Here is an 18,645-nt window from a genome sequence, read left to right as displayed (position 1 = left end):
AACGGCAGGGTCAGCGAACGGCGGTGTCAGCGGTCGGCGGCTCCGGCCTCGTCGGCTTCGAGTTCGACGGCCTTGTTCATCGTGGCGCGGGCACGTTTGCGGTCGCCCGCGATGTCGTAGGCGTAGGCCAACCGGTACCAACGGCGCCAGTCGCCGGGTTCGCGCTCCAGTTCGGCGCGGCGCTCGTCGAACCACGCGTCCGCCGCCTCGCGGTCCACCCGTCCCGACGGCCTGCGCGGCAGGTCGGACACGTCGGGCAGGCCGCCTTCGGCCTCGAGTCTGCGTGCCAGCCGCTGGATCCGGTTCCCGGAACGCCACGTCGTCCACAGCATCCAGACGCCGAGCAGCGGTAGCGCCAGCACGCCCACTCCGAGGAGCACGGGCACGAGCTCGCCGGTCTTCAGCAACGCCACCGCACGGCCGGCGAGCAGAACCAAGTACAGCGCCACCGCGGCCGTGAGCACGATGGCGACGTTGCGGGCTTTCACAGGTCGAGCACCTTCTCCAGCCCGATCGTCAGGCCGGGCCGCTGGGGCATCTCGCGAATGCCGAGCAGCACGCCGGGCATGAAGGAACTCCGGTCCATCGAGTCGTGCCGGATCGTCAGGGTCTCCCCCGCGGCGCCGAACATGATCTCCTCGTGTGCCACGAGCCCCGGCAGGCGCACCGAATGCACCCGGACGTCACCCAGATCCGCGCCGCGTGCACCGTCCAGTTCGGACACCGTGGCGTCGCTGCCCGGCTCGATCCCGGCCTCCGCCCTGGCCTGCGAGATCATCCGCGCGGTGTGCGCAGCGGTGCCCGACGGCGCGTCGGCCTTGCGGTTGTGGTGCAGTTCGATGACCTCGGCCGAGTCGTAGAACCGGGCGGCCTGCTGCGCGAACCGCATCGCCAGCACGGCTCCGAGCGCGAAGTTCGGCGCGATGAGCACGCCCAGCTCCGGCCGCTCGGCCAGCCACGAGCGCAGTTGCGCGAGGCGCTCGTCGGTGAACCCGGTCGTGCCCACCACCGCGTGCATGCCGTGGGACAGGACGAATTCGAGGTTGCCCATCACGGCGTCCGGCCGGGTGAAGTCGACGACGACATCGGCCTTCGCCTCGACCAGCGCAGCCGGGTCACCGGCGGAACCGACGGTCGCGACCAGTTCCATGTCCGGCGCGCCCTCGACCGCACGCACGGTCTCCGCGCCCATCCGGCCGGTATGGCCGAGAACGCCGACGCGAATCGGACTGCTGGTCATGCGATCACCTCGTGCAACTCATCGGGAAGGTCCTCGTCGCGAGCGTACGGCCCGACGACCACGCCGCTGGTGACACCTCCCGGACCGCCGAGCAGGGTCCGCGCGAGCGCCGCGACGTCCTCTCCCGTGACGGCGTCGATCCGGGCCACGTTGTCGTCGACGCTCAGGTACCGGCCGTAGTTCAGTTCGTTCTTGCCGAGCCTGGTCATCCGCGCGGCCGTGTCCTCCATGCCCAGCACCAGGGCGCCGCGGAGCTGGCCTTTCGCACGAGCGACCTCGGCGTCGCTCAGCCCGTCGGCCGCCACCTCGGCGAGCACCCCGCGAACGACGTCGGTGACCTCGCCGAGCCGATCGGGCTGGCACCCGGCGTACACCGACAGGTGGCCGGTGTCGGCGTACGTCGCCACCGACGAGTAGACCTGGTACGCCAGCCCGCGGCGTTCGCGGACCTCCTGGAACAGCCGGGAACTCATGCCGCCTCCCAGGGCGGCGTTGAGGACCCCGAGTGCGTACCGCCGCTCGTCGTGCCTGCCGAGCGCGAGCATGCCGAGCATGAGATGTGCCTGCTCGGTGTCGTCGGTGCGCAGCTGCAGACTCCGGGTCCGGCGGGGCCTCGCGCGGCCCGCACGCGGCGCCGTCGGAGCGGTGTCACCGTCGAGCCTGTCTCCGAGGGCCTTCCGCACCAGCCGCAACACCGCGCCGTGCGTGATGTTTCCCGCGACGGCCAGCACCATCTGCTGCGGCACGTACCTCCTGCGGTAGAAGCGGCGCAGTGCTTCGGCCGACATGTCCTGAATGGACTCCTGGTTGCCCAGAACCGGCCTGCCGAGCGCATGTCCGCCGAGCACGGTTTCCACGAACGTCTCGTGGAGCAGGTCCTCGGGGTCGTCGTCGCGCATGGCGATCTCTTCGAGGACCACGCTGCGCTCGGTGTCGACGTCGGCGTCCGTGCACCGGGCCTCGAACACCACGTCGGTCACCAGATCGATCGCCACCGGCAGGTCCTCGTCGATGACCTGCGCGTAGTAACAGGTGTGCTCCTTGGCCGTGAAGGCGTTCAGCTCGCCGCCGACGGCGTCGACCTCCTCGGCGATGGCTGTCGCGTCGCGGCGGCCGGTGCCTTTGAACAGTAGGTGTTCGAGATAGTGCGCCGCGCCGGCGACCGCGGGCCGTTCGTCGCGGGAACCGACACCGACCCAGAGGCCGACGGTCGCCGACCGCACGCCCGGAACCTGCTCGGTGATCACGCGCAGCCCACCGGGCAGGACGGTGCGCTTCACCCGCCCGCCCCCGGAGGCCGACTCCAGGGTGCGGGTGCTGCCTGCGGGCTGTTCGTGCCCGGGAATCTGCCGTGCCATCAACCTGTTCAACGCCCCATGTCACACGGCGACCCGCCGCGGCAGCAGGTGCCGTCGGCGGGTCGCCGTCGTGTCTGTTCGTCCGTGTCCGTACCGGCGCCGGTCAGGCGTCGGCGGACTCGGCCTCCTCCGGCGCAGCGCCGTCGTTGTCGCCGTCGCTCTCGCCGTCCTCGTCGACCACGACCAGGCTGATCTTGCCGCGCTGGTCGATGTCGGCGATCTCGACGCGCAGCTTGTCGCCGACGTTGACGACGTCCTCGACCTTGCCGATGCGCTTGCCGTTGCCCAGCTTCGAGATGTGGACGAGGCCGTCCTTGCCGGGCAGCAGCGAGACGAACGCACCGAACGCGGCCGTCTTCACGACGGTGCCGAGGAAGCGTTCGCCCACCTTCGGCAGCTGCGGGTTGGCGATGGCGTTGATCTTGTCGATCGCGGCCTCGGCGGACGGGCCGTCGGCCGCGCCGACGTAGATGGTGCCGTCGTCCTCGATCGAGATGTCGGCGCCGGTCTCCTCGGTGATGGTGTTGATCATCTTGCCCTTCGGCCCGATGACCTCACCGATCTTGTCGACCGGAACCTTCACCGTGGTCACGCGCGGGGCGTACGGGCTCATGTCGTCCGGCTCGTCGATCGCCTCGGACATAACGTCCATGATCGTCAGCCGGGCGTCACGCGCCTGGTTCAGCGCCGCGGCCAGCACGTCCGACGGGATGCCGTCGAGCTTGGTGTCCAACTGCAGCGCCGTGATGACGTCCTTGGTGCCCGCGACCTTGAAGTCCATGTCGCCGAACGCGTCCTCGGCTCCCAGGATGTCGGTCAGGGCGACGTAGCGCGTCTCCCCGTCGACCTGGTCGGACACCAGGCCCATCGCGATCCCCGCAACCGGCGCCTTCAGCGGCACACCGGCGTTGTACAGGCTCATCGTGGATGCGCAGACCGAGCCCATCGACGTCGAGCCGTTCGAGCCGAGCGCCTCGGAGACCTGGCGGATGGCGTACGGGAACTCGTCGCGCTTCGGCAGCACCGGCACCAGCGCACGCTCGGCGAGCATGCCGTGGCCGATCTCGCGCCGCTTCGGCGTACCGACGCGGCCCGTCTCCCCGGTGGAGAAGGGCGGGAAGTTGTAGTGGTGCAGGTAGCGCTTCGACGTCTCGGGCGAGAGCGTGTCCAGCGTCTGCTCCATCCGCAGCATGTTCAGCGTGGTGACACCCAGGATCTGGGTCTCGCCGCGCTCGAACAGCGCCGAACCGTGCGCCCGCGGGATCGCCGCGACCTCGGCGGCCAGCTGCCGGATGTCGGTCAGGCCACGGCCGTCGATGCGAACCTGGTCCCGCAGGATGCGCTGGCGCACGAGGTGCTTGGTCAGCGACTTGAACGCCGCGCCGACCTCCTTCTCGCGGCCCTCGAAGGCCTCGCCCTCACCGAGGCCGATCCGCTCCAGCACCGAGGCCTTGACCTCGTCGGTCGCCTCGTCGCGGTCCTGCTTGCCGCCGATGGCCAGCGCCTTGGTGAGCTCGTCGGTCGCGATCGCGGCGACGGCGTCGTAGGCGTCCTGCTGGTAGGCGGGGAACACCGGGTAGTCGCCGGTCGGCTTGGCCGACACCTCGGCCAGCCGCTGCTGCGCCTCGCACAGCGCGCGGATGAACGGCTTCGCGGCGTCCAGGCCCTGCGCGACCGTCGTCTCGGTCGGCGCGGTCGAGCCCTCGGCCACCAGGTCGAGCGTGTTCTCGGTGCCCTCGGCCTCGACCATCATGATCGCGACGTCGCCAGCGCCGTCACCGACGACACGGCCCGCGACGACCATGTTGAACGTCGCCTTCTCCAGCTGCGACCAGGTCGGGAACGCGACCCACTGGTCCTCGATCAGCGCGACACGCACGCCGCCGATCGGGCCGGAGAACGGCAGGCCGCCGATCTGCGTCGAGGCCGACGCGGCGTTGATCGCCAGCACGTCGTACGGGTCCTCGGGGTTGAGGCTCTGCACGGTGATGACGACCTGAATCTCGTTGCGCAGACCGTCGGCGAACGACGGGCGCAGCGGCCGGTCGATCAGCCGGCAGGTCAGCACCGCGTCGGTCGACGGGCGACCCTCGCGGCGGAAGAACGCGCCGGGGATACGGCCGGCGGCGTACATGCGCTCCTCGACGTCCACCGTCAGCGGGAAGAAGTCGAAGTGCTCCTTGGGCTGCTTGGAGGCCGTGGTGGCCGACAGCAGCATGGTCTCGTCGTCCAGGTACGCCACGACGGAGCCGGCGGCCTGCTTGGCCAGCCTGCCCGTTTCGAAGCGCACCGTGCGCGTGCCGAACCGGCCGTTGTCCAGTACGGCTTCGGTTTCCTGCACGGTGTCTGCATCTGTCATGAAAGTAACTACTCCTCGTACTGCCGCACGCGACACGCACTTCCCCGCCCTTCGGGGCCCGTCCGGGTACGAGGCCGGCCATCGATCGAAGCCCACGGGAGGAACTCCCGGGAGCCACTACCGAGGACCGGCTGCGGCGTCCCCACACGCGGCGCGTATCGCCTGCGAAAACTCTCTGTAAGTGTGTTCCGGACCGCGCAGGCCGGTGCTGTGCCGGCTCGCGTGTCCGAACGAAGCCTAGTGCGGCTCCGATGGAGCGAAGGGGAGCGACCCGCCGGGCCACTCCCCTTCGTCACGATGTCATCGGCGGAGGCCGAGTCGCTGGATGAGCGAACGGTACCGCGCGATGTCGACCCTCATCACGTAGTTGAGCAGCCGACGACGACGGCCGACCAGCAGCAGCAGACCACGACGCGAGTGGTGGTCGTGCTTGTGGGTCTTGAGGTGCTCGGTGAGCCCGGTGATCCGCTTGGTCAGCAGGGCGACCTGCGCCTCGGGCGAACCGGTGTCCGACTCGTGCAAGCCGTACTCGGTGAGGATCGCCTTCTTCTCGTCGGTGGACAGCGCCACTCGTCACTCCTTGTGTTCAGTGCCGTGATGTCATGTCGGTACCGGCCGCCACGGACTGCAGCCGGACTCGACTGTCCAGCCTATCAGCGGTCGCGGTCACTGCAGCGCACGGCCGAGGCCGAAGCGGGAAACCGGCGTGTACACCGGACCCGTGGGCCCCCGGTCGCTGCGCAGCAGCAGGACCTCCGCAGGCCGCCAGGCCGGACCGCGATGACCGGCCAGCTCATGGGCCAGCTCGTCGAGGCCCGCACGCGGGCCGCCGCGTGCCACCGTCACGTGTGCGCGGAATCGGCGCCGTTCCCCGTCGGGCCGCACGGCCTCGGCGAGCGGGTCGAGCCGGCCGGACTCGACGGTCACCCCCGCCCACAGCACCCCGGGGAAGACGCCCGCGCCCGCGAGTCGCAGCACCGGCGCCTGCAGGCCGTCGAGGCGCCGCGTCAGCCACGCGGTCCGCGCCTGCGGCTCGTCGTCACCGTAGAACCCCAGCGTGATGTGCCACCCGTGCGGATCCGTCCAGCGCAGGTCCTCGGCACCCGCTGCCGGACACTCGGCCAGCCGAGCACGCAGTGCGTCGGCCGCCGCCGGCGGCACCGGCAGCGCGCTGAACAGCCGCACGCCCATGTCTACGTTCCCCGGTCGCCCGCCGTCACCGCGGGTCCTTGCCCGCCCTCCGCAGCAGGTCGGCGATCGAGGGAAAGTCCGCGTCGAGCCGCTCGGCGGCGTCGATCAGGTTCTCCCCCTCCGCGACCTCGCGCAGCGCGTTGAGCACCTGCTGGTCGTCCGGGCCTGCGGCCAGCGGCATGCTGTCCCTGCTCACCGTCGGCCGGGATTCCTTGACGTCTTCGAGTGCCGCCTGAATGGCCTCCTTGCCACCGCCCGCCACCTCGGGCAACAGCACTTTGCGCTCCAGCATGATGAGCCGCGCCAGCACGACCGGATTGCCGATCTTGGCGCGCCTGCCGCTCATGACCTGACTCAGCATCGGTGCACTGATCCCCAGTACCTCCGCCAGGTAGGCCTGCGACACGTCGAAGGCCACGACGAGCCTGCGCACGCGGTCGCCGAGCGGTTCCCCGTACCACTCGCGCTGCAACGAGACGTTGCGCTGGACGATCTTGTGGTCCTCCACGTCAGCCCCTGCTCCCCTCGAATGTCCGGCCACCGGACCCCCCGGCGACCCTCCCGGCATCCTGCCAGGCCCTACCCGGCAGTCGGGACGGAACGGACCGGCTGTTCACTATTGCACTCGCGTCGGCGACCCACCACCGCCGACGTGTGCGCGGGCCCGCGTCAGGCGACGCCGAGCAGGCGCCTGGTCCGCACCACGTCGTCGGCGATCTGGTCGACGAGCTCGTCCGGGCCGTCGAACGTGATCTGACCGCGGATCCGGCCGACGAAGTCCAGCGACACCTGCTGGCCGTAGAAGTCCTCGTCGACGTCGAGCACGAAGGCCTCGACGGTGCGTTCCCTGCCGGAGAACGTCGGGTTCGTGCCCACGGACACGGAGGCGGGCAGCCGGGCGCCGCCCGCACGGACGAACCAGCAGGCGTACACGCCGTCGGCCGGGATCGCCGCGAACCGGGGCGGCGACAGGTTCGCCGTCGGGTAGCCGAGGTCGTGTCCCCGGCCGTCCCCGCGCACGACGATGCCGTCGAGCCGGTGTGGCCTGCCGAGCGCCTCCGCAGCCGCCGCCACGTCACCCGCGTCGATGCACGAACGCACGTAGGTCGAGGAGAACGTGATCTGGTCGGCCTCGCGGGCCCCGCCCGGCAACGCCGTCCCCTGCAGGGTGGCGCCCTGCGCGGTGAAACCGAAGCGCTTGCCCAGCTGCTCCAGCGTCTCGACGTCGCCCGCCGCCTTGCGCCCGAAGGTGAAGTTCTCCCCCACGATCACCGCCGCGGCGTGCAGCTTGTCGACGAGGATCTCGTGCACGAACTCGTCGGGTTCGAGCCGGGACAGCTCCGGCGTGAACGGCAGCACGCAGAACACGTCGACACCGCGCTGCTCGACCAGGTCCGCCTTGCGGCGCAACGTCGTGAGCTGGGCGGGATGCGAACCGGGACGTACCACTTCGGACGGGTGCGGGTCGAAGGTAAGGACCACGGACGGCACCCCGAGCTCGGCGGCCGTGGCCACCGTCCGGTCGATGAGCACCTGGTGTCCCCGGTGCACCCCGTCGAACACCCCGATGGTGACGACGCAACGCCCCCAGCCACCGGGCAGATCTGTCAAACCGCGCCAACGCTGCACGGTGCAGCAGCCTAACGACCGTGCGCGCGGCCGGGGTCAGCCGGGCGGGAGCGGGCGCCGTCCCGCGTGTCGCGAAGCCGCTGCGGCCCGCTCGGTCACCGCCGTGTCAGGCCGGGAGCAGGACGACCACGGGCTTGGCGGCACCGCGCTGGTCCTCGGCGAGCGCGATCACCTCGCCGTCGGGGCCGAACACGCCGTACACGCCGTCGATGCCGGCCGCGGGCAGCCGCTGGCCGTGCCGCACGGCCCGCGTCTCGGCGACATCGACGTCGCGGCGCGGGAACGCCGCGGCCACGGCCTCGGTGAGGTTCAGCGACAGCCCCGGCTCGGCCTCGACGGCCTCGAGCGTGCGCGCCGCGGCCAGTGTGAACGGGCCGACGGTGGTACGGCGCAGCTGCGTGAGGTGCCCGCCCACGCCCAGCGCCGCGCCCAGGTCGCGGGCGAGCGCGCGCACGTAGGTGCCCGACGAGCAGTCGACCATCACGTCGAGCGCGACCCGGTCGCCCTCCCTGCGGGTCGCGAGCAGGTCGAAGCGGTGCACGGTGACCGGCCGCGGCGGCAGGTCGACGTCCTCCCCGTCGCGTACACGCGCGTAGGCCCGCTTCCCGTCGACCTTCACCGCGCTGACGGCACTGGGCACCTGCTGCAGGTCGCCGGTCAGGCCGACGATGCCCGCGGCGATCGCCCCGTCGGTGACCGCACCGGCATCCGCCTCGGAGAGGAGCTCGCCTTCCGCGTCGTCGGTCGTCGTGGCGGCGCCGAGCGTGATCGTGGCGAGGTAGGTCTTGCGGTCGAGCGCGAGATGGCCGAGCAGTTTCGTCGCACGTTCGACGCCGAGCACGAGCACGCCCGTGGCCATCGGGTCGAGCGTGCCGGCGTGGCCGATCTTGCGGGTGCCGAGGAAACGGCGTGCCTTGGCGACGACGTCGTGCGAGGTCATGCCTGCGGGCTTGTCGACGATCAGCAGGCCGGGAGGAGGCGCGGGCGGTCTGGACACGGCCGCCGACTGTAGCGAGCGCCGGCTATGCCGCCGAGGCCAGGTCCCAGCGGGTGCGCGTGACCGGCACCGGCACGTCCTCGCCGCGCTCCTGCGCGGCCAGCACCGCCGCCCGTGCCCGCCGGAACCACACGACCACCCGCGACGTGCCGAACACGAGCACGGCCACGATCGCCAGCAACGCGATCCGGTACTCGCGGCCGGTCAGTTCGAGCAGCACACCGACGAGCAGCGAGGCCGCGGTCGTGGCGCAGAACCCGCCGACGTTGACCGCGCCCGTGGCCGTGCCGACGCGCGGCAGCGGGTTGTAGTCGCGCACCAGGGCGAACCCGACCGACGAGACCGGCGCGCCGAGTGACATGAGCACGAACGCGACCACCAGTACCGCGATCGGCACCTGACCCGGCCACGCGAGCAGCACCGCCCAGGTCAGGGTGAGCAGCGCGCCGTACCCGAGCACGGTCGGCATGCGCAGGTCCGGCCTGCGGCTGAAGAACCCGCCCGCGAGCGGGTTGGACAGCATCGCGCCGACGACGAACACCATCAGCAGCGAACTCGCACTCGTCTCCGTGTACCCGAGCTCCTCGACCAGGTAGGGCACGCCCCACAGCAGGGTCATCACGTTGAGGCTGAACGGCATCGAGAAATGCGTCCAGAAACCGAGCCGCGTACCGGGAACCCGCCACGCGGCCCGCAGGTCGCCGCCGACCTCGGAGAGGGACCTGGCCTCGGCCGAGGCCGTGCGCCGTTCGGGTGTGTCCCGCACCGCGACCAACACCACGGCGGCGTAGGCCAACGTGACCAGGCCTGCGACGAGGAAGGTCGGGGTCCAGCCGGGACCGGACAGCAACAGCGCCAGCGGCAGGGTCGCGGCGAGGTTGCCGACGAACCCGAGCGAACCGGTGAGGGTCGTGACGAGAACGTACTGCCGTCCCGGGAAGTGATTGGCCGCGAGCCGCAGCACCGACACGAAGGCCAGCGCGTCGCCGACGCCCAGCACGGCGCGGGCGAGCAGGCCGAGCGCATAGGTGTCGACGAGCGCGAGGAGCACCTGGCCGGAACCGAGCATCAGCGCGGCCGCGGTCAGCACGGCCCGCGGGCCGTACCGGTCGACCAGCAGCCCGGTCGGGATCTGCATCGCCGCGTAGACGCCCACCTGCAGCACCGTGAACGTACCCAGTGCGGCCGCACCGACACCGAACCGCTCGGCCGCGTCCAGTCCGGCGACGCCGAAGGACGCCCGGTGGAACAGGGCGAGCAGGTAGACGAACGCACCGACGCCCCAGACCAGCCACGCCCGGCCGGGTGAGGGGGCGTTCACCGGTTCGCTGGTCGGCACCTGTCCTCCTGGTCGGATCGATGGGCGGACAGGCTCAGGCGGCCGTCCCCGTACGTTCTAGTGCATCGCCTGCCGGGTCGGCACCCGTACGGGCCCCGTGACCGCAGTGGAGTTGCCCACAGGCCGGCGCCTGTCGCGGGGTCAGGTCCGGACCGCGCCGGTCACCGCCCACCGGCCACCACGCCAGCGCACCACGACGAATCCCAGGCGCAGCAGCATGAACACGGTCAGTCCCGTCCAGATGCCGGCCAGTCCCCAGCCGAAGCCGAGCGAGGCCCAGATCAGCGGCAGGAATCCCAGCAGCGCGCTGCCGAGCGTGGCGTTGCGCAGATAGGCCGCGTCACCAGCGCCGAGGAGCACGCCGTCGAGCGCGAACACGACACCGGCCACGGGCTGGAGCGCGACGAAGAACCACCAGGCGTGCGGGATCTCGCCGAGCACACCGGCGTCGCTGGTGAACGCCAGCGGCAGCACCTGCGACACCGCCGCGAACACGACGCCGAGGCCGCACCCCAGGACGAGGCCGTACCGGACGATCTGCGCGGCGATCCCCCGCGCACGCCGCCTCGATTCGGCCCCCAGCGCGGCGCCGATCAGCGACTGGGCCGCGATCGCCACGGAGTCGAGCACGAGCGACAGGAACGTCCACAGCTGCCACACCACCTGGTGGGCACCGACCGCCTCGGTCGAGGTCCGCGCGGCGACCGCGGTCGCCGACAGGAAGCACGCCTGGAAACCGAGGCTGCGCAACACCAGGTCGCGGCCGAGAATCAGCTGCGCCCACATCACGCCCGGGTGCGGACGCAGCCGGGCGTGTTCCTTCGCCAGCGCGCGCAGGAACAACCCGCCGGCCACGGTCTGCGCGACGACGTTGGCGATCGCCGACCCTTCCAGTCCCCATCCGAGCGGATACACGAAGACCGGGCAGAGCACCGCCGACAGGCCGTTGCCGGCCAGCACGTACCGCAGGGGGCGCACGGCGTCCTGCACCCCGCGCATCCATCCGTTGCCCGCCATCGTCACGAGGATCATCGGCGTGCCGCACAGCGCGATCCGCAACCACGACACCGTCGCGTCGGTGATCGCCTCGTCCCCCGACATCATGCTCGCCACGGGCCGGGCCAGGAGCTGGCCGAGCGCCACGATGACGAACCCCACGGCGAGCGCCAGCCACGTGGCCTGCACGCCCTCCTCAACGGCTTCGCCGCGCCTGCCCGCGCCGTGCAGCCGCGCCGTCCGCGAGGTCGTGCCGTAGGACAGGAACGTGAGCTGCGTCGACACCAGCGAGAGCAGTGTTCCGCCCAGCGCCAGTCCCGCCAACGGCAGCGCGCCCAGATGCCCGACCACCGCGGTGTCCACCAGCACGTACAAGGGTTCCGCCGCCAGCACGCCGAGCGCGGGAACGGCGAGCCCGAAGACCGTGCGCGCCGGGGCGCGCTCCTCCGTCACCTCGACCACGCACCGAGCGTAGACGGGCCCACCGACAACCCGGTCATCTGACGGATGCCGTGATCATCACCGGCCGCCTAGCGTCTCGGACATGGACGAGACGAACGAAACGGTGCTGGTGACAGGGGCGACAGGACAGGTGGGACGGCACGTCGTGGCCGGTCTGCTCGACGCCGGGGTGGCGGTGCGGGCGCTGACCCGTGACCCGGACACGGCCGGCCTGCCCGGTAGCGTCGACGTGGTGGCGGGCAGTCAACTCGACCCCGCAGGGCTGGCGCGGCAGCTCGACGGCGTGTCGGCGGTGCTGTTCATGCTTCCCGACTTCGACCTCGACACCCTCACGGCGAGCGTGCGGGTCATCGGCGAACGCGTCCGGCACGTGGTGCTGCTGTCCTCCGGCGCGGTGCGCGACGACGTGTCCACCCGGGATCAGCCGGGGCCCATCGCCCACGCGCACGCGGCCGTCGAGGAGGCGATCCGTGCCACGGGGGTGTCGTGGACGTTCCTGCGGCCCTACGGGTTCGCAGCCAACTCGCTGAGCTGGGCACCGGCGATCCGTTCCCGGCAGCCCGTCACGGCGGTCGCCCCCGAGGTGCCCACCGCGCCGGTCGACGAGCGGGACATCGCCGCCGTCGCCGTGCGGGCCCTGACCGAGGACGGCCACGACGGCGCCCGCTACGAACTCACCGGGCCCGAGCTCATCACCCCGGCACGTCAGCTGGAGATCATCGGCGAGGTCACCGGCAGGCACGTCCCGTGGAAGGAACAGCCGGTCGAGGAATGGGCCCGTTCGCTGCTCGGGCCGGAAACCCCGGACGAGGTGATCGCCGGGATGGTCGCCGATCTCACCGACCGCGAGCCTGCCCGCACCGACACCGTCGCCCATGTCACCGGCAGGCCGGCACACCCGTACCGCGACTGGGTCGAGGCGCACACCCACGAGCTGACCGGCCCCCTGCCCCCGGTCTCGCGCACCACCGACGTCGGATACGTCCTCGTCAGTACCTGGCGGGTCGCCGACACCGGGTCCCAGCGCGCGGCCGCGGCGGCCGCGATCGACGAGTGGCGGGACCGGCCGTGGCCGACGGGCCTGCTGGCGCACAGCGTGCTGCTCGGCACCGACGGCCACACCCTGGTGCACTATTCACAATGGACCGGCGAGGAGGCGCTCGAGACGTTCCGCAGCACCGGCAGGGACGCCCGCAACGACACCATCGACGGGGCTGTTCCCGGCATCGAACGCCTCGACGCGGTCGGCTACCGGCTCTACCGCGAGGCGGTGCCCGACCGGCCGTTCGAGCCCGGCGCCGTCGTGCTCGTGTCGTTCCGCACCGACGCCGCCGCCACCGGCGAGCGGTTCGTCGACGAGCTGATCCGGCGGCATCCCGTGACCACCGGCGCACCGGCGCCGGAGGGCATGGCCGGAAACCACTTCCACATCGCCGTCGACGGCAGCCGGATGCTCAACTGGGCGGAGTTCACCACCGTGGCGGCGCACGAACGGGTCGTGGCGGAGCACCTCCAGGCCGACGACGACGTCCCGCAGCTCGTGGAACGCACACCCGGACTGGAAGCAGTGGGGTTCCAGCGGTTCGTGCCGTACCGCACCGTGTACGGACCGCCCGCCCGGTGACAGGCCCGCCTCGGTGATCCCGCGGCGGTGCCGGACGCCCCGCCTGCCCCGTGCCCGCACGCGGCAGGTGGGGCTCGCCTACTCTTACGCCGATGTCCGAGTACGCCATTCTGATCCTGCCGTCGGCCAACCGGGTCTACACCGACACCTCGCCCCGGCTGCTGCAGGCCGAGCTGACCGCGTTCGGCGAGGCCGTGCTGTCCACCGAGGTGCGCGACGCGGGTACCCGCTCGATCGGCGGCGCTTCCTACGTCACGTTCAGCACACCGGTTCCGCTGACCGGCGACGACATCGCGTTGCTGTCGAACCTGTCGTCGGCGTACGTCCTGTTCGAGATCACCGGCGAGCTGCTCCGGCCGCTGACGCTCTCCCCGGCGGACGTGTTCGACTCGGACCTGCTCACCATCCAGAAGTACAGCGGCAAGACCAACGAGCTGTTCACCAAACTGCTGCTGAACCTCACCGTGCTGGCCTCCGACCGCCCCAGGGCGATGGTCGAGGGCGGCCTGCGCCTGCTGGATCCGTTGTGCGGCAGGGGAACGACGCTGGGCCAGGCGATGATGTACGGGTTCGACGCCACCGGTGTGGAGCTCGACGGCAAGGACTTCGAGGCGTACCAGCAGTTCATCAAGACGTGGCTGCGCACCAAGCGGGTCAAGCACAAGGCCGAGGCCGGGATGTTGCGCCACCACAAGACACGGCTGGGGCGCAGGCTGGACATCGAGTACGCCGCGTCGAAGGAACGGTACAAGGCGGGCGAGACCCGCACGCTCGACTACCTCAACTGCGACACGCTGCACACCGACGAGCTGGTGCGCCCCGGCTCGGTCGACCTCGTGGTCACCGACGCGCCCTACGGCGTACAGCACGGGAGCCGCACACCGGAGCGGGCGCCCGCGCGCAGCCCCCGCGACCTGCTGGCCGCGGCGGTTCCCGGATGGACGCGGGTGCTGCGGCGCGGCGGCGCCCTGGGCCTGTCGTGGAACACCCACGTCGTGCCGCGCGACGAGCTCGCCGGACTCTTGGCCGATGCCGGGCTGACGGTCCGCGACGGCAGTCCCTACGACACCCTCGCCCATCGCGTCGACCAGGCGATCGTCCGCGACATCCTCATCGCGACGAAGGACGCCTGACGGAAGCGCGGCCTACCCCGGAGCCGTGGGCGGATCGCCTCACCGGCGCGTCGGCCGGTGGCACGCGGCGGGCCTACTCCTCGTCCTCGTCGGACTTGGCGGGCTTGTACGGGTCGGGCTCGCCCGCGGGCTGCGCCGCGGTGGCCTGACGGGCGACCTCGGCATCGGCCTCGCGGGCCTTGGCGAGGAGTTCGTCGATGTTGCGGGCCTCGGACGGAATGTTGTCCGCGACGAACGTCAGCGTGGGCGTGTACCGCACACCCGTGCCCTGCCCCACCTTCGTCCGCAGCACCCCGCGGGCGGACTCCAACGCGGCGGCGGCACCGGCGAGATCCGGCGCCGCGTCGAGGGTTTCGCCAAGCACGGTGTAGTACACGGTGGCGTCACGCAGGTCCCCGGTGACCCGGGCATCGGTGATCGTCACATTGCCCAGCCTCGGGTCCTTGATCTCGTGTTCGATCGCGGACGCGACGATCTGCGCGATCCGCTTCGCCAGCCTGCGTGCCCGAGCCTTGTCAGCCACGGCCATCCCCTCACTCGTCCGATCGCACCGGCACCTTACGGACCCGGCGCAGCACCCTGATGTTCCGGCCCCGGCCCGCGCGGCGCCGGCGGCCCGGTCCTAGTCGTCGTCCGCGCCGTGCACTCGCCTGCCTGCCGACAGCAGCTCGACCTCGGGACGCTCGGCCACGAACCGTTCACAGGCATCGAGCACGTCACGCACGTGCGCGCCGTCGGCCGCAACCGCGGCCACACCGATGGTGGCGCGACGGTAGAGGTCCCGCTGCCCGGCCTCGGCGACGGCGACGGCGAACCGCCTGCGCAACTCGGCCACGATGGGCCGCACGACGGAGCGCTTCTGTTTCAGCGAATGGACGTCCCCGAGGAGCACGTCCAGTTCCAACGACCCCACGAACACCGCCACACCGCCCCACCGGAACGGACCACGCCGGTGGGGCGGAGCTGTGCCCCGCCCCACCGGCCGTGTCCGTTCTACACGCGCGGCTTCTCGCGCTGTTCGTACGTCTCGACGATGTCGCCGACCTTGATGTCGGAGAACTTGCCGAGCGTCAAACCGCATTCGTAGCCGTCGCGAACCTCGGTCGCGTCGTCCTTGAACCGCCGCAGCGAAGCCACCGGCAGTTCGTCCCTGACCACGACCCCGTCACGCAGCAACCGGGCCTTGGAGTTGCGCCGGATGATGCCCGAGGTGACCAGGCAACCGGCGATGGTGCCGAACTTCGAGGACTTGAAGACCTCGCGCACCTCCGCCTTGCCGAGTTCGACCTCTTCGTACTCCGGCTTGAGCATGCCCTTCAGGGCCTGCTCGATCTCCTCGATGGCCTGGTAGATCACCGTGTAGTACCGGACGTCGACGCCCTCGCGGCTCGCCCGCTCGGTCGCCTTGCCCTGCGCCCGGACGTTGAACCCGATCACCACGGCGTCGGACGCCGTGGCCAGGTCGATGTCGCTCTCGGTCACGCCACCGACACCGCGGTGCACGATGCTGAGCTCGACCTCGTCGCCCACGTCGATCTGGTTGAGCGAGCTCTCGAGCGCCTCGACGGTACCCGAGTTGTCACCCTTGATGATCAGGTTGAGGCTGTTGGTCTCCTTCAACGCGGAGTCCAGGTCCTCGAGGCTGACCCGCTTGCGCTTGGCGGCGTTCTCGGCGTTGCGGATGCGGGCCTGGCGGCGCTCGGCGATCTGCCGTGCCACCCGGTCCTCCTCCACGACCAGGAACGTGTCACCGGCACGCGGCACCGACGTGAAGCCGATGACCTGCACCGGACGCGACGGATCGGCCGCGGTGACGTCCCGGTTGTGCTCGTCGACCATGCGGCGCACGCGCCCGTAGGCATCGCCAGCCACCACGGAGTCGCCGACCCGGAGCGTGCCGCGCTGCACGAGCACGGTCGCCACGGGACCGCGGCCACGGTCGAGGTGTGCCTCGATCGCGACGCCCTGTGCCTCCATCTTCGGGTTCGCCCGCAGGTCCAGCGCCGCATCCGCGGTCAGCAGGATCGCTTCGAGCAGCCCGTCGATGTTGACGTCCTCCCGCGCGGAGATGTCGACGAACATCGTGTCGCCGCCGAACTCCTCGGCCACCAGCCCGTACTCGGTGAGCTGCTGGCGGATCTTCTGCGGGTTGGCGCCTTCCTTGTCGATCTTGTTGACCGCCACCACGATCGGCGACTTGGCCGCCTGCGCGTGGTTGATCGCCTCGATCGTCTGCGGCATGACGCCGTCGTCGGCCGCGACCACGATCACCGCGATGTCCGTGGCCTGCGCACCACGGGCACGCATGGCGGTGAACGCCTCGTGACCCGGGGTGTCGATGAACGTGATGGTCCGCTCGTCACCTTCGAGCTCGGTCTCGACCTGGTAGGCACCGATGTGCTGGGTGATGCCGCCGGCCTCGCCCTCGGCGACCCGCGTCTTCCGGACGGTGTCCAGCAGGCGGGTCTTACCGTGGTCGACGTGACCCATCACGGTCACGACCGGCGGCCGCACCTGCAGGTCCTCGTCGGTACCCGCGTCCTCGCCGTAGGTGATGTCGAAGGCCTCGAGGAGCTCGCGGTCCTCTTCCTCCGGGCTGACGACCTGGACGTTGTAGTTCATCTCCGTGCCGAGCAGCTCGAGCACGTCGTCGGAGACGGACTGCGTCGCCGTGACCATCTCACCGAGGTGGAACAGCACCTGCACCAGCGAAGCCGGGTTGGCGTCGATCTTCTCGGCGAAGTCGGTCAGCGACGCACCGCGGGGCAGGCGGATCGTCTCACCGCCGCCCTTCGGCAGACGCACGCCACCCACGGACGGCGCCTGCATGTTCTCCATGTACTCCTGGCGCTTCTGCCGCTTCGACTTGCGGCCCTTGCGCGAGGGGCCACCGGGACGCCCGAAGGCACCGGCCGTGCCACCGCGGCCACCGGGACCGCCGCGTCCACGGAAACCGCCGCCGCCACCGGGGGGACCACCCGGACCGCCACGGCCACCGCCGGGACCGCCGCCACCGGGGGGACCACCGGGTCCACCCCGACCGCCGCCGGGTCCACCGCCGGGTCCGCCACGGCCACCGCCGGGTCCACCGCGGCCACCGCCGGGTCCGCCACGGCCACCACCGGGTCCACCGCGGCCACCGCCGGGTCCGCTCGGGCGGGCCGGGCGCGACGGCATCATTCCCGGGTTGGGACGGGGCGGCATGTTGCCGGGGCTCGGCCGGTTACCGCCGCCCTGCTGCTGGCCACCCTGCTGCTGACCACTCTGGCCGCCGGAGCGCTGACCGCCCTGCTGCTGGCCGCCCTGCTGACCACCCTGGCCACCGGAGCGCTGGCCACCCTGGCCGCCGCCCTGCTGGCCACCGCCGGGACGCGGCGGAGCCGGCCGCGGAGTGGGCGCACCGGCGCCGACGCCGAACGGGTTGTTGCCGACCCGCGGCTGCTTCGGACCGGGCTTCGGCCCCGGCTTGGGGCCCTGCGGCTTCGGCGGCACCACCGAGGAACCGGAGTCGTCCTGCTTGGGCGCCTCCTTCTCGGGGGTCGCCTTCGCGGCCGGCACCTGCTCGGCCTGCTCGGCGGGCTGCGGCTGCTTCGGACCGGGCTTCGGGCCCGGCTTGGGGCCGGGCTTCGGCGGGGCCGGCTTCGCAGCCGCAGGCTGCTCGGACTGCTGCGGCGCCGGCTGTCCCGACGTCGACTGCCCCGCTGCCGACTCCGCCGGCGCGGGCTGTGCCGGCGACTCGGCCGCACCGCCACTCGCGGCGGGCTTCGGGGCGGACTTGCCGCCGCTCTTGCCGCCACCGTTCTTGTCACTCGCCGCGCCGCCATAGGCGTCGCGGAGGCGCCGGGCGACCGGTGCCTCCACGGTGGACGACGCGGACTTCACGAACTCGCCCTGCTCCTTGAGCTTGGCGAGTACTTCCTTGCTCGTGACACCGAGCTCTTTCGCGAGCTCGTGCACGCGGGCCTTGCCTGCCACTGCTCTCCTCAACTGAGGCCAGGCAGGCACAGTACCCGCTGACCTCGTCTTATCGTCGCGCGTTCATGGCTTCAGCTTCACGGCTGACTCATGACGGGTCGACCTGCTTCCTTGTTTCCGACAGAGCCCGGGGAGGTCCCGGGCTCTCATACTCCGGTGGCGAGCCGTTCCACGACGCCCCGCACGGCCGACGTGTCCAGCGGACCGGACACGCGCAGCGCACGGGGAAACGCTCGTTTCCGTTCGGCCTTGACCAGGCACGCCGGATCGCGATGCACCCAGGCACCACGTCCGGGGAGCCGCCGCCGTTCGTCGGCGACGAGCCCTTCACCTGTCACGACC

At 71.4% G+C, this 18,645-nt stretch carries 17 protein-coding genes; 2 read left to right on the top strand and 15 right to left on the bottom strand.

The genetic code is table 11. The features are described 5' to 3' along the window. Positions 1-26: 26 nt before the first annotated feature. From LY12_RS05445 to LY12_RS05395, 11 genes are all read right to left on the bottom strand, one after another. On the bottom strand, positions 27-488 hold the full coding sequence (locus LY12_RS05445) for a tetratricopeptide repeat protein (protein ID WP_253853664.1): 462 nt from the start codon (positions 486-488) through the stop codon (positions 27-29). Continuing rightward, positions 485-1,240: a 4-hydroxy-tetrahydrodipicolinate reductase gene (dapB, locus tag LY12_RS05440; protein WP_253853662.1), complete on the bottom strand. Its 756-nt coding sequence runs from the start codon at positions 1,238-1,240 to the stop codon at positions 485-487. The genes LY12_RS05445 and dapB overlap by 4 nt, the downstream gene beginning before the upstream one ends. Next, the gene (locus LY12_RS05435; RefSeq protein ID WP_253854919.1) at positions 1,237-2,598 is read right to left on the bottom strand and encodes a M16 family metallopeptidase; all 1,362 of its coding nucleotides are present in this window, start codon (positions 2,596-2,598) and stop codon (positions 1,237-1,239) included. The genes dapB and LY12_RS05435 overlap by 4 nt, the downstream gene beginning before the upstream one ends. Before the next feature lie 103 nt (positions 2,599-2,701). After that, positions 2,702-4,957: a polyribonucleotide nucleotidyltransferase gene (locus LY12_RS05430; protein WP_253853660.1), complete on the bottom strand. Its 2,256-nt coding sequence runs from the start codon at positions 4,955-4,957 to the stop codon at positions 2,702-2,704. A gap of 300 nt (positions 4,958-5,257) precedes the next feature. After that, positions 5,258-5,527 (bottom strand): 30S ribosomal protein S15, encoded by a 270-nt coding sequence (gene rpsO, locus LY12_RS05425; RefSeq protein ID WP_183653075.1) that lies wholly within the window; start codon positions 5,525-5,527, stop codon positions 5,258-5,260. A gap of 96 nt (positions 5,528-5,623) precedes the next feature. After that, positions 5,624-6,148, bottom strand: a complete 525-nt coding sequence (thpR, locus tag LY12_RS05420) for an RNA 2',3'-cyclic phosphodiesterase (protein WP_253853658.1) — start codon at positions 6,146-6,148, stop codon at positions 5,624-5,626. A gap of 25 nt (positions 6,149-6,173) precedes the next feature. Next, the gene (locus LY12_RS05415) at positions 6,174-6,656 is read right to left on the bottom strand and encodes a helix-turn-helix transcriptional regulator (protein ID WP_253853656.1); all 483 of its coding nucleotides are present in this window, start codon (positions 6,654-6,656) and stop codon (positions 6,174-6,176) included. A 161-nt stretch (positions 6,657-6,817) separates the two neighbouring features. After that, a complete protein-coding gene (locus LY12_RS05410) occupies positions 6,818-7,777 on the bottom strand; it encodes a bifunctional riboflavin kinase/FAD synthetase (RefSeq protein WP_253853654.1) in 960 nt (319 codons plus the stop codon). 106 nt (positions 7,778-7,883) lie between these two features. Next, positions 7,884-8,774 (bottom strand): tRNA pseudouridine(55) synthase TruB, encoded by an 891-nt coding sequence (truB, locus tag LY12_RS05405; protein WP_308292071.1) that lies wholly within the window; start codon positions 8,772-8,774, stop codon positions 7,884-7,886. Positions 8,775-8,799: 25 nt separating this feature from the next. Then, positions 8,800-10,113 (bottom strand): MFS transporter, encoded by a 1,314-nt coding sequence (locus tag LY12_RS05400; RefSeq protein WP_253853652.1) that lies wholly within the window; start codon positions 10,111-10,113, stop codon positions 8,800-8,802. Positions 10,114-10,254: 141 nt separating this feature from the next. Then, the gene (locus tag LY12_RS05395; protein ID WP_253853649.1) at positions 10,255-11,571 is read right to left on the bottom strand and encodes an MATE family efflux transporter; all 1,317 of its coding nucleotides are present in this window, start codon (positions 11,569-11,571) and stop codon (positions 10,255-10,257) included. A gap of 82 nt (positions 11,572-11,653) precedes the next feature. On the opposite strand from LY12_RS05395, the gene LY12_RS05390 reads away from it, so the two are divergent. Both LY12_RS05390 and LY12_RS05385 read left to right on the top strand, forming a co-directional pair. After that, positions 11,654-13,195: an NAD(P)H-binding protein gene (locus LY12_RS05390; RefSeq protein WP_253853647.1), complete on the top strand. Its 1,542-nt coding sequence runs from the start codon at positions 11,654-11,656 to the stop codon at positions 13,193-13,195. Positions 13,196-13,287: 92 nt separating this feature from the next. Beyond that, the gene (locus LY12_RS05385) at positions 13,288-14,328 is read left to right on the top strand and encodes a TRM11 family SAM-dependent methyltransferase (RefSeq protein WP_253853645.1); all 1,041 of its coding nucleotides are present in this window, start codon (positions 13,288-13,290) and stop codon (positions 14,326-14,328) included. Positions 14,329-14,401: 73 nt separating this feature from the next. Here the strand turns inward: LY12_RS05385 and rbfA are convergent, their stop codons facing one another. From rbfA to LY12_RS05365, 4 genes are all read right to left on the bottom strand, one after another. After that, positions 14,402-14,851 carry a 30S ribosome-binding factor RbfA gene (gene rbfA / locus LY12_RS05380; RefSeq protein WP_253853644.1) on the bottom strand — a complete coding sequence of 150 codons (450 nt, stop codon included), beginning with the start codon at positions 14,849-14,851 and terminating at the stop codon, positions 14,402-14,404. 99 nt (positions 14,852-14,950) lie between these two features. Continuing rightward, positions 14,951-15,247, bottom strand: a complete 297-nt coding sequence (locus LY12_RS05375; RefSeq protein WP_253854915.1) for a DUF503 domain-containing protein — start codon at positions 15,245-15,247, stop codon at positions 14,951-14,953. 74 nt (positions 15,248-15,321) lie between these two features. After that, positions 15,322-18,303 (bottom strand): translation initiation factor IF-2, encoded by a 2,982-nt coding sequence (gene infB, locus LY12_RS05370; RefSeq protein WP_253853643.1) that lies wholly within the window; start codon positions 18,301-18,303, stop codon positions 15,322-15,324. Between the two features lie 146 nt (positions 18,304-18,449). Next, the gene (locus LY12_RS05365; RefSeq protein WP_253853642.1) at positions 18,450-18,641 is read right to left on the bottom strand and encodes a YlxR family protein; all 192 of its coding nucleotides are present in this window, start codon (positions 18,639-18,641) and stop codon (positions 18,450-18,452) included. Positions 18,642-18,645 lie beyond the last annotated feature (4 nt).

The sequence above is a fragment of the Prauserella alba genome (assembly GCF_024171735.1).
In the GTDB taxonomy this organism is placed as follows: domain Bacteria; phylum Actinomycetota; class Actinomycetes; order Mycobacteriales; family Pseudonocardiaceae; genus Prauserella; species Prauserella alba.
This window is presented reverse-complemented; position numbering and strand designations above follow the sequence as displayed.